Source organism: Lutibacter citreus, from assembly GCF_003260195.1.
In the GTDB taxonomy this organism is placed as follows: domain Bacteria; phylum Bacteroidota; class Bacteroidia; order Flavobacteriales; family Flavobacteriaceae; genus Lutibacter; species Lutibacter citreus.
Window position 1 is genome coordinate 462,429 of record NZ_QEIH01000001.1, and the last position, 14,672, is coordinate 477,100.

The 14,672-nt window shown below is 28.6% G+C and carries 9 protein-coding genes, 1 tRNA gene and 1 pseudogene; 4 read left to right on the forward strand and 7 right to left on the reverse strand.

The features are described 5' to 3' along the window. Window positions 1-2: 2 nt before the first annotated feature. From DAD81_RS01795 to DAD81_RS01815, 5 genes are all read right to left on the reverse strand, one after another. Window positions 3-1,136 carry a methylmalonyl-CoA mutase family protein gene (locus DAD81_RS01795; RefSeq protein ID WP_157961054.1) on the reverse strand — a complete coding sequence of 378 codons (1,134 nt, stop codon included), beginning with the start codon at window positions 1,134-1,136 and terminating at the stop codon, window positions 3-5. A 16-nt stretch (window positions 1,137-1,152) separates the two neighbouring features. After that, window positions 1,153-2,457 (reverse strand): methylmalonyl-CoA mutase family protein, encoded by a 1,305-nt coding sequence (locus DAD81_RS01800; protein ID WP_111706515.1) that lies wholly within the window; start codon window positions 2,455-2,457, stop codon window positions 1,153-1,155. Between the two features lie 61 nt (window positions 2,458-2,518). Further along, window positions 2,519-2,839, reverse strand: a complete 321-nt coding sequence (locus DAD81_RS01805) for an FtsB family cell division protein (protein ID WP_111706516.1) — start codon at window positions 2,837-2,839, stop codon at window positions 2,519-2,521. A 4-nt stretch (window positions 2,840-2,843) separates the two neighbouring features. Then, complete coding sequence (gene udk, locus DAD81_RS01810; RefSeq protein WP_111706517.1) at window positions 2,844-3,449, reverse strand: uridine kinase; 606 nt, start codon at window positions 3,447-3,449, stop codon at window positions 2,844-2,846. A 134-nt stretch (window positions 3,450-3,583) separates the two neighbouring features. Beyond that, a tRNA-Thr gene (locus DAD81_RS01815) sits at window positions 3,584-3,657 on the reverse strand. A gap of 209 nt (window positions 3,658-3,866) precedes the next feature. Between DAD81_RS01815 and DAD81_RS01820 the strand changes: the two are divergent. The 4 genes and pseudogenes from DAD81_RS01820 to DAD81_RS01835 form a co-directional block, all read left to right on the forward strand. Then, a pseudogene (locus DAD81_RS01820) lies at window positions 3,867-4,094 on the forward strand (aminotransferase class III-fold pyridoxal phosphate-dependent enzyme); the annotation flags it as partial. 127 nt (window positions 4,095-4,221) lie between these two features. Further along, on the forward strand, window positions 4,222-5,859 hold the full coding sequence (locus DAD81_RS01825) for a T9SS type A sorting domain-containing protein (protein ID WP_111706519.1): 1,638 nt from the start codon (window positions 4,222-4,224) through the stop codon (window positions 5,857-5,859). A 200-nt stretch (window positions 5,860-6,059) separates the two neighbouring features. Then, window positions 6,060-8,966, forward strand: a complete 2,907-nt coding sequence (locus DAD81_RS01830) for a PEP/pyruvate-binding domain-containing protein (RefSeq protein ID WP_111706520.1) — start codon at window positions 6,060-6,062, stop codon at window positions 8,964-8,966. Window positions 8,967-9,055: 89 nt separating this feature from the next. Beyond that, window positions 9,056-10,315 carry a serine hydrolase gene (locus tag DAD81_RS01835; protein ID WP_111706521.1) on the forward strand — a complete coding sequence of 420 codons (1,260 nt, stop codon included), beginning with the start codon at window positions 9,056-9,058 and terminating at the stop codon, window positions 10,313-10,315. A 2-nt stretch (window positions 10,316-10,317) separates the two neighbouring features. Here DAD81_RS01835 and DAD81_RS01840 read toward each other — a convergent pair whose 3' ends face one another. Both DAD81_RS01840 and DAD81_RS01845 read right to left on the reverse strand, forming a co-directional pair. Further along, the gene (locus DAD81_RS01840) at window positions 10,318-13,146 is read right to left on the reverse strand and encodes an Npt1/Npt2 family nucleotide transporter (protein ID WP_111706522.1); all 2,829 of its coding nucleotides are present in this window, start codon (window positions 13,144-13,146) and stop codon (window positions 10,318-10,320) included. Between the two features lie 163 nt (window positions 13,147-13,309). Continuing rightward, window positions 13,310-14,221 (reverse strand): serine hydrolase, encoded by a 912-nt coding sequence (locus tag DAD81_RS01845; protein ID WP_111706523.1) that lies wholly within the window; start codon window positions 14,219-14,221, stop codon window positions 13,310-13,312. Window positions 14,222-14,672 lie beyond the last annotated feature (451 nt).

The following is a 14,672-nucleotide window of genomic DNA, read 5'->3' on the forward strand; positions in this document are numbered from 1 at the left end:
ATTTATATTTTAATTGAGATTAATTTAAAAATTTCATCTAATTTAATTCTTTTTTTAGCAGCTCCTATGGCAAGTTCTAATAAATTTTCATTTGAGATTACAACTTGTTCATTTATCTGATTAAAAGAGTCGTTTTTCTGTTTATTTATAACTTCTTTCCAAGTTTTTAATATAATTTCTTCAGTGAATTTTTCAATCTCACTAGATCCTCCAAGCGGGTCAACTGTTTTTGTTATGTAGGTTTCTTTTTCAATAAAAAATGAATTATCTATAGTAGTTTCAATACTTTGTGCCCCTCCTAATATTGCTGTTAGTGTAGATAAATAACTTTTAGAGTTAATTATATTTATTTGTAATGCATTTGATATTTGATCTTTTGGTTGAAATTCAGAAATCATTTTGGCCCAAAGAAATCTCGAAGCTTTCAAAATAGCGATATTGTAAAAATAATTATTATCTAATTCAAAACTAAAGCTAATTTTTGAGGCGATAGTGTCAATTTTTATTCCTTCTGAGATACAATTTTGGATGAAAGATGAAGTGGTTGTAAAATAATTAGATAGACTGTTTTGAAGGTTACCGTTAATTGAATAATTTGAAGCTGAAAATGAAATTGATTCAAAATTAGGTAGTTGATTAATTGTGTGCTTTAAGAAGTTTAATAGGGTGTTTCTGTTAGTGAAATTTTCAGAATTAATTTGTATTGCAAATTTTAAAAGTTCCTTTTTAAAGCCAAGTTCTTTTGAAGCACAAATGAAAAATGCAATAATTGGAATTGTATTTTCATTATTGGTGTTAAATGTAAATAAAATTTCATCTAAAGAAATATCTTTTAAAAGAGAAATCATATCATCTATAGAATTTAATAAAATTCCAGAATTATTGTTTTTTGAATTAAACTTTAGTGTAAACGCATTATATCCTAATTTAATTTTTTCTTTAATTATTGAATTACCAGAAGTAGGAGAGTTGTTCTCAATTATAAATTTAGATTTTATTGGAGTTTGAAGATACATTGTAGAAGAGTTTCCTCTTAAAAAAGGAGGAACACCAGCAATATAATTTTCATGTTCATAACAAGAAATTTTGTTGCTTTGGATTTCAATTTTTAAGTCTGAAAAATCTTTACGTATCATATTGTTATTTTTCAATTTAATCTTGGTGTATGCGTTTTGCTAATATTGGTGAAATTAAAGTTTTATATTGGTTCTTAATATTTGAGGGTTTGGTTGTTGTATTTTTTTTATTCTTGTAAATGTCAGTTAAAACAAGCTCTTCAGAATTATAAAGAAATTGTTCTTTCTTTGCGTTCTCAATAATTTTTCGTTGAATTGTACCTTCTTTAAGTTGTTTTAAAAAACCTCCACTATTTTCAATGTCTTTAAAAATTTCTAGAGCTTTTTCTGCTATTTGTACGGTTAAAGATTCTATAAAATATGAATTGTTACTAATTTCATTTTGGTTTTTAATTTGTAACTTTTCTTTTAAAACAAGTAATTGGTTTTTTGAAACGTTTTCACTTAATTCAGTTTTTAAATTATATAACTCATTAAAAGAAAAGGCAGAAATTGTATTTGTACCTCCTAAAATTGCACTGAAATTTTCAGTGGTAGCTCTAATTATATTTGTTTTTAAATCTAGTTTTGTTTTGTTACGGTATGTTGGTTCTGAAAAAATAGTAGCAACCGAAGATGTGTTGTATTTTTCAAGTATAAGATTAAAGAGGTGTCTAAAAGCTCTTATTTTGGCTATTTCAAAAAAGAAATTTCCGCCTGTTGCAAAATTAAATTGAATTTTTGAAGCAACATCTGATCCGAATTTTAATAAATATTCGTTTGCATGTGCAAGGCTATAAGCAACCTGCTGAACTATGTTTGCTCCGCCATTTTGATAAGTATTTGAATTTACACTAAGGATATAGTTAGTTGGGTTTTTTTCTATTAATTTTTCAATTGATTTAAAATCAGAATTTAAAGAATTGAACCAATTACCTGTTTTAGCTAGGTTGCCAATAATATCTATATTATAAAAAACACTTTCGTTTTTTAATTTACAAATTAGCTCATTTATAAAGTCTTCATCTAAAAAAGAGAGTTGTAAATGAAAATCGATATTTTTATTTATTAATTTTTCAAAAACAGTAGTAATATTAAAGCTTTTGGTTGAAATAAATTTTAAAGATGAGGCTCCGTTGTTAATTGCTTTAAGCGCTTTTAGGTTTGCTTCTTTGTCTGAATCAATTACAATTTTTTCACATATTTTTATCTGTGAATTTATTGTTGGAATATCAAGTTTTTCAAAAGAATCTATATGATAAAATGGTTTAATAGTAATTCCTTCTATTGTTTTTGTAAGAAGAGTTTGGTTGTAGTCAGCGCCTTTTAATTCAAATTGAATTTTTTGTTTCCAAGTTGCAGAAGAACTTGATGGAAAATCGTTGAAATAAAAGTCGCTCATATTTTTAATAGTTGGGAAAAAATAATACTTTATTTAAGAAATATGGGAATGCGTTTTATTGTTAACGCTTGTTTAAAGTATCATATTCAATAATGTAAATTTCTTCGTTTTCTTTTTTCATTTTGTACTCTTCTCGTGCAAATTTCTCTAACTTTTCTTTATCGTCTAACTTTTCAATTAATTCTTTGTCAGATTTAATTTCAGTTTTATAATACTCTTTTTCTTTCTTTAATTTATTTATTTCTTTATTAAATTCTTGGTGATTTAAGAAGGAGTTTTCATCAAAAAAAAACATCCATACAAGAAAAGTAATAAGTATTAAAAAATACTTATTTGACACTAATTTTATAATTGGTTTGTTTCTGAATTGTTTAAATGTCATAAAATTATAGTTTGTTTGTAATAACAGTTTTAACTATATCTATGGCTACATTATTGTGTCGGTGATTAGGTATTATAATGTCTGCGTAGTTTTTTGTTGGCTCTATAAATTGAAGATGCATTGGTTTTAAAGTATTTTGATACCTGCTTAAAACTTCATTTAAATCTCTTCCTCTTTCTTCAATATCTCTTCGTAATCTTCTAATTAATCTTTCATCGGTATCTGCATGAACAAATATTTTTATGTCAAAAAGATCACGTAAAGCTTTGCTGTTGAAAATTAATATACCCTCAACAATAATTACTTTGCTAGGATGGGTGATTAGTGTATCTTTAGTTCTGTTATGTGTAATAAAAGAGTATACAGGCTGTTCAATTGTTTCACCGTTTCTTAAAGAGTTTAAATGTTCAACTAATAAATCAAAATCTATTGCTTTTGGGTGGTCAAAGTTTATTTTAGTACGTTCTTCATATGATAAGTGTTTTGTTTCAGAATAATATGAATCTTGTGAAATTACACAAACTTCATCTGCTGGAATCTCATTTAAAATTCTATTAACAACAGTTGTTTTTCCACTTCCTGTACCTCCGGCAATACCAATAATTAACATAATAATTTATAATTTAAACAAAAATAATGATTCTCTTTTTGAAAGGTGCTTTTTTGTGCTTTTTTTTAATTTATGAACAAATAATTAGAAATTTGGCATAAAAAAAAGATTATCTGTTAGGATAATCTTTTTTGAGCCGATGGAGGGACTCGAACCCACGACCTGCTGATTACAAATCAGCTGCTCTAGCCAGCTGAGCTACATCGGCTTATTTTTTGATGGCGCAAATTAAGCTCATTTTTAATTAATGCACAAGTATTTTTTTACTTTTTTTTATTTAAGATTAAAAAATATTAGCTAACTATTTTTAAGTGAGAAAATTGAATGAAAAATAAATTAATATAAAAAATAAATTTCATAGTGTAATTGATCAATAAATTGAATAAAAAGTTTTAAAAATAAAAAAGATTGGTTAATAAAAGTGATTTAGTTAGGCTAGTTAAAGGAAAAGGATTGTTAAACGTATTTGTAATTAATGATTCTGAAGATAGTTCCATAGCTTGGGATACTCATATAAAATTAAGAGATAACGGTTTATTGGCAAAACCAACACACGGTAACATAATTCGTTTTGCACTACCATTGGTTATGAATGAAGAACAATTATTAGATTGTGTTGAAATAATTACAAAAACAATTCAATAATTTAAAAACTAATTATTTCTTTAATTTAATTATTAACAGCGCTTATTGTTTTATTATATGATTTTCATCATAAAAAAATGAAGGATAATAGAGTAAATTTGTGGAACCCTACATAATAATTTTCTGAATGAAAAACCCCCTCAAAATATTAACCCTTGTACTCATTCTACATTGTTTAAATTTAAATGCGCAAGATTACTTAGAATCAGTTACTGCAACTGGATCAGGTATCACAACTGATAACTCTCAAGAATGGACAGACATTCCAGGAGCTTCTGTAACAATAGATCTTGGTAGTGATATTTCAGATACTAAATATGTTCTGGTGACCGCAAGTATTAATATGCGTCCCGGTCCCTTTCCTCTCACTAATACTTCTGCAAGGGAAGGTAATTATAATATTTATAGAAGTGATGACAAAACAGACAATAGTGGTGTAATTAAAAGGCAGATAAAAGCTCTTAATGGTGAGCCTGATGTGCAAAGATGGGGAATTGGTACGTTGGTTCATATTTTTAATGTAAGTGGACTCTCTGGAACTAAAACTTATAAGTTAGAACACAGTAATCAGGGAACTGCTGAGGTTGGAAGAAATGTTGAATCAAAAGCTCGTCTTACTGTGGTAGCACTTAGTACAACCATAAACCATTACGAATTAAGCAATGATGTAAAAAGGTTGGGGGAAACAGGGGTAACCACAACATCTTCTGGTTTTACAGTTGTAACCGGATTAACAACTGAAGCTATTACCCTTCCTGTAAAAGGAGATATTTATGTATCGGCCTCCATAAATGGAAAAGCTGATGGAGCTGCAGTTGCTGAATATAAATTACAATACTCTACTGATAATGGTAGTAATTGGTTAGATTTAGGAAAACCTATTAAACGCTCAATGATAAATATTTGGGATGATGGTATTGTAAGTTTGGTAGGGTTGCTTCAAGGTGAAGCTGCTGATAATGATTTTAAATTTAGGGTAGCCCATAAACGAGTTAGCGGATCTGCCACAGTTACCACACATAACAGTAATCTTGTTGCTGTAGCTCTTTCACACAGTAATGGAGGATATTTTCCAGCTTTTTATAGTGAAGTAGACGCAACAGGAGTAGATATAATAGGTTTAAATACACCAGCTACCACTGTAACATCCGCCACTTTTACTGCTGCAGCTGATATTGGTAGTACCGGCACCAATTTATTTGTTAACTCACAGTATTTGGTTAGTGCATCTAATTTAGATGGAAGTGATAGAATGAGAGCCGGAAATCAATTGAAAGTAAGTGGTGCAAGTAGTGGAACTGCGGAAGAATATTATCGCTATATACCGGAAAATGCTAATTTAGGTGCGGGAGGTTTTATTGGGTTAATGGAAGATTTAGTGGGTAATGGCGCTTATACTATTTCCATGGAGCATCAAATAGCGGCATTATCTGGTTCTGGCGGAGGTGGTGATGAAACCTTAAAAACTTCTGAGGTTATACTTGCAGGTTTTCAAACCTATGATCAAACGCCGTCTTCTTTAAGTACTAATAAAGAATTTTTAGAGCAAGGTTTAACCTTGTTTACAAGAGAAGAAAAAGTTATTTTAAGAAGTAATAAACCAATAGATGCAAAAATTAAAATTTACAATGTTCTTGGGCAATTAATTAAACAAGAAAATTTTAAAAATGAAAGCAATATGTCTATTAAGGTTAATTATAAAGGCGTTATAATTGTTAATATTGAATTATCGAATGGAATTTTTTCTAAGAAAATGTTGTTATAAAATTTGAAGATTAAATCACACAAAAAAAGCAGCCATTTGGCTGCTTTTTTTGTGTAAAAAATTAAATGTATTTATGTGTTAAGCTATTAAATATTAGTAATGTAAGTGTATTTACATATTTAGTTTACTGTGTTTGTAATTTGTATAGATTATGGCATTATATTTGAAAATAAATATAAAGTCTATAAATTAATTTTCAAATGAAAAAACAATACATTCTTAGTTTTATTGTATTTCTTTTTACTGCTAGTGTTATTTCTCAGAGTGTTAGCAATCAATATATTAAAGATCAAATATCACTTTTTAAAAATGATATAAGAGGTCCGTATAAGGATATTCGTTGGTTTTGTAAAGATGGAAGTATAAGAACGCCAAAAGATCCTTGTCCAGATTCTATAGGTTCTGGAATTCAACACGCTAGATATAAGGATGTAGTTGAAAATATAGCAAAGAAAAATGGTGTTTTTTTAGGTCAAATTTTAGCCTATACCACAAATCAAGAATTTTGGGATTCTCAAAATCATAATTCACGTTTAAAACAATATCAGCTAGATAAGTATTTAAGAAGTGTAGATGATGGGTGGATTTTACAAAAAGCACAATATTATAGAGGAGCTGTGCAGGTTGAAGATGAAGAAGCTTGGGGGATAGATTTTTATAAATGGTTGTTAACCGGTGATACAAGTATTACAAATAACTACTTTTTAATTCGTCAATCGTTAAAGGATATTCCACATAAAGGGGATGATAATGTGGCGCAATTAATGAGAAGTCAATCTAAGGTTTTGTCTGATTTATTTTCGCAATTTATGGATTTACGTGTTAAAATTCACGGACAACCGGAATTTGTAGACATAGAGAAAGTAAAACAATTCAAAATAAAAAATGCTTCAAAATTAACAAATGCATTAAACTTAAAATTTGATGAGTTGCTTGTAACTATGCATAATTTTTACAAGCCGATTGATATTCAAGCTTTGCCTCAAAAAACAAACTTGGTTAAAAATACACCTATAGGAAATGCTATAAAAGAATTTTCAATAAAAAATAGTATAGAGTCCAAGCCTGCTAATTTGGTTACAGAGTCGGCTAATTTATTGTTAGATATTAGAAAAGCTATTTTAGTTGAGAAGAGAGGTGCTGCAAGAATTCAATTGTTAGATGCTTCTTTAAAATTAGAAGAAATTGTATTTAAAAATGCATTGCAATGGCAACCTACAACAATACAAGAATTGTTGAATAAAACGTATTATTTAGGAAAAGCAACAGCCGGAGCTGGTTATATTGAATTGTGGGAATGGAATGAAATTGAACCAGTTTTAAAGCCAAAAAATAAAGCATCACTTACTTTAAATGAGTTAACTGCAATTTTACAATCTGCACGAAGTGTTGTAGAGTGGAGTTCGGCTATGGTAAAAGCTACTTATGATGATGTAGTAATGGTTTATACTGGTTTTGAACCTAAATCTTACGGTTTTATTGATGATAAAATACGAAGCTCTGTGGCTTTACATTTAGGGAAAGCAGTTTCCGATTTGGGCGATATTATTGCAACTGAATCTTCATTAACCAATAAGGTATTCAATATTTCTAACCAAAGCTCAGTACGTGGTTTAAATCCAGGTTATGCTTTTGGTGAGTTAGTTGTTATTGATGGTTCTCCTGAAGGAGTTGAGGTGTCTTCAAACAAAATTTATATTTTTCAAAAACCACCTTCCGATTTAAAACCTGTTGCAGGAATTGCAACTGTTGCGGAAGGAAATTTAGTATCTCACGTACAATTGTTGGCACGTAATTTAGGTATTCCAAATGCTGCATTGTCTGACGATAATCTTCAAAGTTTAAAGAAATTTAATGGGCAAAAAGTGTTTTATGCAGTTTCTAATAAAGGAAATGTTATTTTGAAATTAGAAAATGATATGACTTCTGAAGAGGTTGCGTTATTTTCTAAAAAAGCACGAAATGAAGCCAAAATTGCTGTTCCTATTGAAAATATTCGATTAGATGTGAATAGTATTTTAAATATGAGAAAAGTAGACGCTAAAGATTCAGGTAAATTATGTGGGCCTAAAGCAGCTAATTTAGGGCAATTGAAAAAAATGTTTCCAGATAAAGTTGTTGAAGGAGTTGTAATACCTTTTGGAATTTTTAAATCTCATATGGATCAGCAAATGCCAGGTCAAAATGTTTCTTATTGGAAATTTTTAACCAATATGTTTTTAGAAGCAGACAAGCAACGAGCTAATAATATTACTGAAAATGATGTTGAAAAATATCAATTAAAACAGTTAGAAATATTACGCGATGCCATTAAAAAAATGACCATTATAGCAAGTTTTATTTCTCAATTAGAAAGTGAATTTGAAGCGGTTTTAGGAAAGAAATTAGGAGAAATACCAGTGTTTTTAAGAAGCGATACCAATATGGAAGATTTAAAAGATTTTTCTGGAGCAGGATTAAATTTAACACTGTTTAATGTGGTAGCAAAAGATAAAATTTTACAAGGAATAAAAGATGTTTGGGCATCGCCTTATACAGAACGTAGTTTTAAATGGCGTCAAAAATATTTATCGAATCCAGAAAATGTGTTCCCTTCAATTTTGGTAATACCAAGTGTAGATGTAGACTATTCTGGGGTTATGATTACTACCGGAATAAATTCTGGAAATTCAAAAGATTTAACAATTGCTTTTAGTAGAGGAGCAGGAGGTGCTGTAGATGGACAATCGGCAGAAGCATATGAGTTAAGTTTTGAAGGTGCTTCAAAATTAATTGCACCAGCTAGAGAAGCTAACTATAATACTTTGCCAATTACGGGTGGAACAGCTAAAAAAACAACCACCTTTGAAAATTCTATATTAAATAAACAAAACATAAAAGAGATTAGAGAGTTAGCAGAAAATGTGAAGAGAAAAATGGCCGAAGAGGTAAATGCAACTTATACAGGAGCTTATGATGTAGAACTTGGATTTAAAGATAATAAATTGTGGTTGTTTCAAATTCGTCCGTTTGTAGAAAATAAAAAAGCGTTGAGTTCTGGTTATTTAGAATCTATAACTCCAAAAATTGATAAAAACAAGGAAGTACTACTTTCAAAAAAAATATAAAATGAAACGAGCATTACAAATTTTGATATACAAACGAATGATTAATAGCGAACAGCAGCTGTTACCACTAAAAAATAAAATTTAAACAGATGATAAATTATTTAAAAATAACTGTTGTTGTAGCGTTATGTTGGTCTTTTGTGGGGATTAATCCGTACCCAATAGATGGATATTCAAGAACAGGAATTAAAAGATTATTACGTTTAGAAAGAATTAAAAGTGGTGAAATAAAGGAAACCCTTAACCTTCCTGCTGGTGCAATGAAAGGATATAATGATATTAAATTAAATCTGATTTCAAAAAAGAAAGATAGTACTGCTCAGTTTTTAGTGAAAAATGATCAATTTAACAAAGAAATAAATGGACTGTTTTATGGATTGGATAAAAGTTACTCTTTGTCTGTTATAGATATTTCAGATTTAAATAATATACGTTATGCAGCAAGAAATGAGACCGCAGGTTATCAGCCAGGAAGTGTTGGTAAAATTGCTGTTTTAAACGGTTTGTTTACACAACTTGCTAAAATTTATCCTGAGTCTTTTGAAAAACGAATTGAATTGTTAAAAACGAAATCTGTAAAAGCAGGTTTATGGGGTTTAACCGATGAGCATACGGTGCCAATTTTTAATATTGAAACAAACAAATTAGTAAAAAGACAAGTGATTGAAAGTGATGTTTTTACATTGTTTGAATGGGCGGATCATATGATGTCTGTTAGTAATAATGGTGCTGCAAGTATTGTTTGGAGAGAGGTGTTGTTAATGGCTGCTTTTGGTAAAGATTATCCCGCTTTAACACAAGAAGGTGCAGATGCTTATTTTAAAAATACACCCAAAAATGAATTAACAGATTTAGGAAACGATGTTGTTAATTTGCCATTGCGTAATTTAGGAATTACTACTGATGAATGGCGTTTAGGAAGTTTTTTTACGCGAGGAGCTAACAATTATTTAGGTAATAAAGGTGGAAGTATTGGAAGTACGGTTGGATTAATGAAATTTTTAGTTCAGTTAGAACAAGGAAAAGTAGTTGATGAAAAATCTAGTTTAGAAATGAAAAGATTGATGTTTATGACAGATAGAAGAATTAGATATGCACAGTCACCAGCTTTAAAAGATGCTGCGGTTTACTTTAAATCTGGTAGTTTATATAAATGCGATAGAAGTAAAGGGGAGGCTTGCGGAAAATATATGGGAAATGTTCAAAATTTTATGAATTCTGTCGCTATAGTTGAGCATGATAATGGTAAAAAATATATGGTTGTTTTAATGACTAATGTGTTGCGAAAAAATTCTGCAAGTGATCATATGTATTTGGCAGGAAGCATAGATAAATTAATTAATAATTAAATTTAAGCCTTAGAATTTAAAATTTCTTGAGCCTTATTTCTAACCTTTTCATTTGTGTCATTTAAAACCAATGCAACCAATGGTTTATATTTTGGATCGTTGGTTTTTTCTATTAAATACAGTACAGCTTGTTTTAGCTTAATATCTTTACGCTCCAATAATGTTCTGTAGCACTCTGTTTCACTGAGTATTTTTAAATTCAATTTTTTTATTTTTTCTTCAGAAATAGCTTCAACTAAAACAGATTCTGCAATTGGAATTAGCTCTTTTTTCAGTTGATTATCTAAAAGATTATCTAAAAACTCAATAGCGTGTATACGTTGTTCTTCTTTACCCGTTAAAATAATGTTTAATATAGGTTCTACATCATTTGGTGGATATTTTATACCTAAAAACTTAAAAATACGTTGTAATTGTCTATCCAAACGCAGTTCTAACAATTGCATTAAGCCATTTCGGGCTTCAATAATTTCTATATTTTCTTTTGAATTATCTTTATTTTTATATTGAATAACAATTTGAGAATGTATTACTGAAAGTGTATTTTGGTATAAATGACATTCGTCCAAAATTTTATCAATAATAAAACGATCTTTAATATAAAGGTTAGGATATTTCCATTTCAATCTTTTTAAAGATTCAATTGCTTCAATTTTCACAGAATGTTCTGTTCCGTCTGTTAATTTTTTTAAAGAACTTATCGCTTTTTGAGATGCAAATTTTTCAATAACTGCTATTATATGAATAGCATCATCTAATTCAATAGCATCATCTTGTATTTTTTGCACCAAAATATTTAATATAGGTTCTCCATATCTAAACAGCGCGTCAATAGCAGTTTTTCGGGTGTCTTTAGTACTTAAATGTGATATTATTAAAGGGATAAATTGTTGATCTAAAGTTTCAGCGGCACTTAAAATAGTAGTTTTTTGTATTTCTAAGTTTTTTGAGTCTAATTGTTGTTTTAATATTGGATAAAATTTAGTTACTCTTGCATTTCCTATTGCTTCAACAATAGCTTGTATTTTATTTAATTTTTCTTCTTCAGAAATTAATAGGTTGTATTGTTGAAGTTCTAAATTTAATCGATTTTCTAAATTGAATTTATCTTGTAATTCTATGTTATTTCTAAGCTCCAATGCTAAGCCAATAAGAGCTGCATTTACAATAGTAGCATCGGTTGAATTTAAGTATTTGTTAAAAAGCTCAATAGTATCTTTATCGTATTTTTTTAATAAATATCGGAAAGCTGCTGTTGTAACTTGTTGGTCGTAATCATTAACCATTAATTCAATTTTTGAACATAAATTTTCAGATTTCAAAAAGTATAAATTTTCAATGGCTAATGCTTTAATTTTAGGAGACTCGTGTGTTAATAAATTTTTAATTGCTGTAAAGAAACGTTCATCTTTTGCTTCTAAAGTTTTTTGAAGCATATGTAAAATCTGGCCTTCAGAACCATTACTTAAAACTCTATTTACAGTGCCAATAATGGAAGTTATTTTAATTTCTTTTTTAATGTTTTTTTCTTTTTTAACTTCAGAAGTGTCTAGTAATACCTTAAAAGAAACAATATATTCTTTTCTTAAATGATAAATAAAATAGAGCCATACAGATATTAAAGCGATAATAATTAAACTAATATATGTTGAGGAAATATTTAGTCCGTTAACAAAAAAGATTAAAATAAAACCAGCAAAACCAGTTGCAATACTATCTACAACAACATCGGTAAATGTTTTTGTTTTCTTTTTTGTTTCAATAGGTATTGGAATTGATAAAAGCTCAGTGGCAGCTTTATTTACGGATTGTTTTAAGCTTCCATCAATAATTTTTATGGCAATAATTACCCAAATTTGAGGTAGAAATAACAATAAAATAGAGCCAATTAAAATTCCAGAAGGCAACCAAAGTAAAGATTTTCCTACTCCAAAAGTTCCTACAATGCGTTGTGTTAAAAATAGTTGAATTAATAAAGAAATTACGCTTAGTGTTGAGAACCAAAAACCAAAAAAAGATGTTAATTCTTCTTGGTCTTCAATAAGTCTTGAAGCATAATCACTGTATTGATAATCAACTAACTTGGCAACCAACACACTTAAACCAATTACAATAGCAATTAAACTTAATAATTTAGATTGTTTTATAAGTTTAAATGGCGATTCTGTTTTTGGTTCAGTACGGAGTGAAACTTGAAAAGTATTTAATTTTACAACTTCATTTTTCCAAATGTATTTTGTAATTGGAATACAAAATGTTAATAGTAGAGCAGCAACAAAAAATAACATTTCAGTTTTTAAAAAGGTTGTTAAAATTGAAGTTAAATAACCACCAAAAATTCCACCAGCAATGGCACCAGCACCAATAAAACCAAAAACACGTTTTGCTTCACGAACATTATAAACTAGGTTGGCTAAAATCCAAAATTGAGAGGCCGTTAATAAGCCGAAAATTGCAACCCAAATATAAGGTATGTATAGTAAGATACCGCCAGCTATGTTAAATGTAAACGCAATTCCAAAAATAATTAATGAAACAACGGAACCAATAATTGTACCTTCAATAACTTTATTTAATGCTTTTTGTTCTAATATTTTATCGTAAATAAAGGATCCAATAATTGCAATTATAGCTGTTAATACATAGCCTAGAGGTAATGCATCTGAAGTTAATTCTGATAAAAAAAGTGAGTTTATTGTTGGTTTTACAATAAGTAAAGTGGTTATAATTAAAAATATATTAAGTTGAAGTAATAGCGTTTTTTTAAGTTCTTCTTCTTTAAGATCAAAAATTTTTAATATATACTTTTTAAGAATATTGGTGTTTAGCATTTAGTAATGTATCTAATTTGTTGAATACATTTAATTATTAAGATTAAAAATCTATGTAGCTAAAGGTATAGAATTTACAAATTTAAGCCAAAGGATTTATATTAAACAATTTGCATATAGAAAGCCTAAATTATTTTGTTCAAATTATTTAGGCTTTCTATTTTTAAGTTTTTTGTGTTGCTTTTTTTAGCGCCTTTTCTATAGGTTTTACTAAATTTCTAATAATTTGCTCACCATTTTCATTATCTATTAAAGCAACTAAAATGTAGCGTCTTTTAGGATCTTTTCCCCAAACTAAAATAGAATCGGCATGAAAATTTTTCCAGGAACCAGATTTTCTAAACAATCTTGCATTAGGAGCTATTTGGTCTAAAGTATTAACAAATTTATGGTGTAATGCAGGGTTTTCCATAATATCTAGCATTTGTTTAGAACGATTTTCATTAACTAATTTACCGTTAGCTAATAAATAATAATACCTACAAACTTGGTCTGCCGTAGCAGCGTGACTTAAATTTAATAAAGGTTCTCTATTTGTATCTCCACCGCCACCATAACGTTTTCCTACCCAAAGGCCTCCGCCTTCTTCTTCATCGTATAATGCATACTTTTTACTAGTCATTACACTTTCAATTTTTTCATAACCTACCCTGTCAATCATTCTTGTTGCCGCATGATTGTCAGATTTACTAATCATTAATTTCATGTCATTGGTTACTTCTGCAGTTTCAATAAGTTCTCCATTTTCAATGGCGTCCATTGCAGCTAATAAAATGGAAATTTTAGGTAAACTGGCAGCATACATCATATGGTTTCCATTTATACTTGCATATTTTGTAAGTTTTGGATTGCTTAAATCAACAAGACCTACGGCCATTTTATTTTGTTGAATTAATGATTTCCAATTAGAATTTAAATTAAGTTCTTTTTCTAAATTTTTTTGAAGTGAAGCATTGGTTAAACTAAATAATGGTTTTACATTTTCAGGAGCAATATTTAAAGGCAATACATCTTGCCCAAACATGTGTACTGTTAAAAAAAACAACATAAATATAAATAGTTGGTTTGCTTTCATTTAAGTTTTTTTAATTTATGATTTACTCAAATGTATGCATAATTTTAATGTGAAAATGTTAAATTTAATTTGTGCTAAATTTATTTTATATCAAGTAATATGGTAGGTTTAGAGGTTCTTATCTTCTAAAATTGTTAAATTATTTTATTAATGATTTTTAAATATTTCCAAAGTTGGTGTGGAGAAGTGTTTTAGTATAAATATTAAAATTAAAAAAACTTGATAAAATTTATCAAGGTTTTTTTAATTTCCTAGCCAAGGATGCGCACCTTCCATTTTGTTAAATAAAAATAGAGAAGCTAATAAGCAACTGCTTTTAATAAAATCTTTTGTTTTAATTCTTATGAAGGTTAGCTAATTAGTATTTATAAACAAGATTAATTATACGCCAAACTAGAAAATAAATAGAATAGCTAAATCTTGCTTACTTCTATTGATAACATATTTCTTT

What these genes read in the sequence shown, in the direction of transcription:
- DAD81_RS01795 (WP_157961054.1), bottom strand. Translation starts at nt 1,136, where the DNA reads ATGATACGTAAAGATTTTTCAGACTTAAAAATTGAAATCCAAAGCAAC.
- DAD81_RS01800 (WP_111706515.1), bottom strand. Translation starts at nt 2,457, where the DNA reads ATGAGCGACTTTTATTTCAACGATTTTCCATCAAGTTCTTCTGCAACT.
- DAD81_RS01805 (WP_111706516.1), bottom strand. Translation starts at nt 2,839, where the DNA reads ATGACATTTAAACAATTCAGAAACAAACCAATTATAAAATTAGTGTCA.
- udk (WP_111706517.1), bottom strand. Translation starts at nt 3,449, where the DNA reads ATGTTAATTATTGGTATTGCCGGAGGTACAGGAAGTGGAAAAACAACT.
- DAD81_RS01825 (WP_111706519.1), top strand. Translation starts at nt 4,222, where the DNA reads ATGAAAAACCCCCTCAAAATATTAACCCTTGTACTCATTCTACATTGT.
- DAD81_RS01830 (WP_111706520.1), top strand. Translation starts at nt 6,060, where the DNA reads ATGAAAAAACAATACATTCTTAGTTTTATTGTATTTCTTTTTACTGCT.
- DAD81_RS01835 (WP_111706521.1), top strand. Translation starts at nt 9,056, where the DNA reads ATGATAAATTATTTAAAAATAACTGTTGTTGTAGCGTTATGTTGGTCT.
- DAD81_RS01840 (WP_111706522.1), bottom strand. Translation starts at nt 13,146, where the DNA reads ATGCTAAACACCAATATTCTTAAAAAGTATATATTAAAAATTTTTGAT.
- DAD81_RS01845 (WP_111706523.1), bottom strand. Translation starts at nt 14,221, where the DNA reads ATGAAAGCAAACCAACTATTTATATTTATGTTGTTTTTTTTAACAGTA.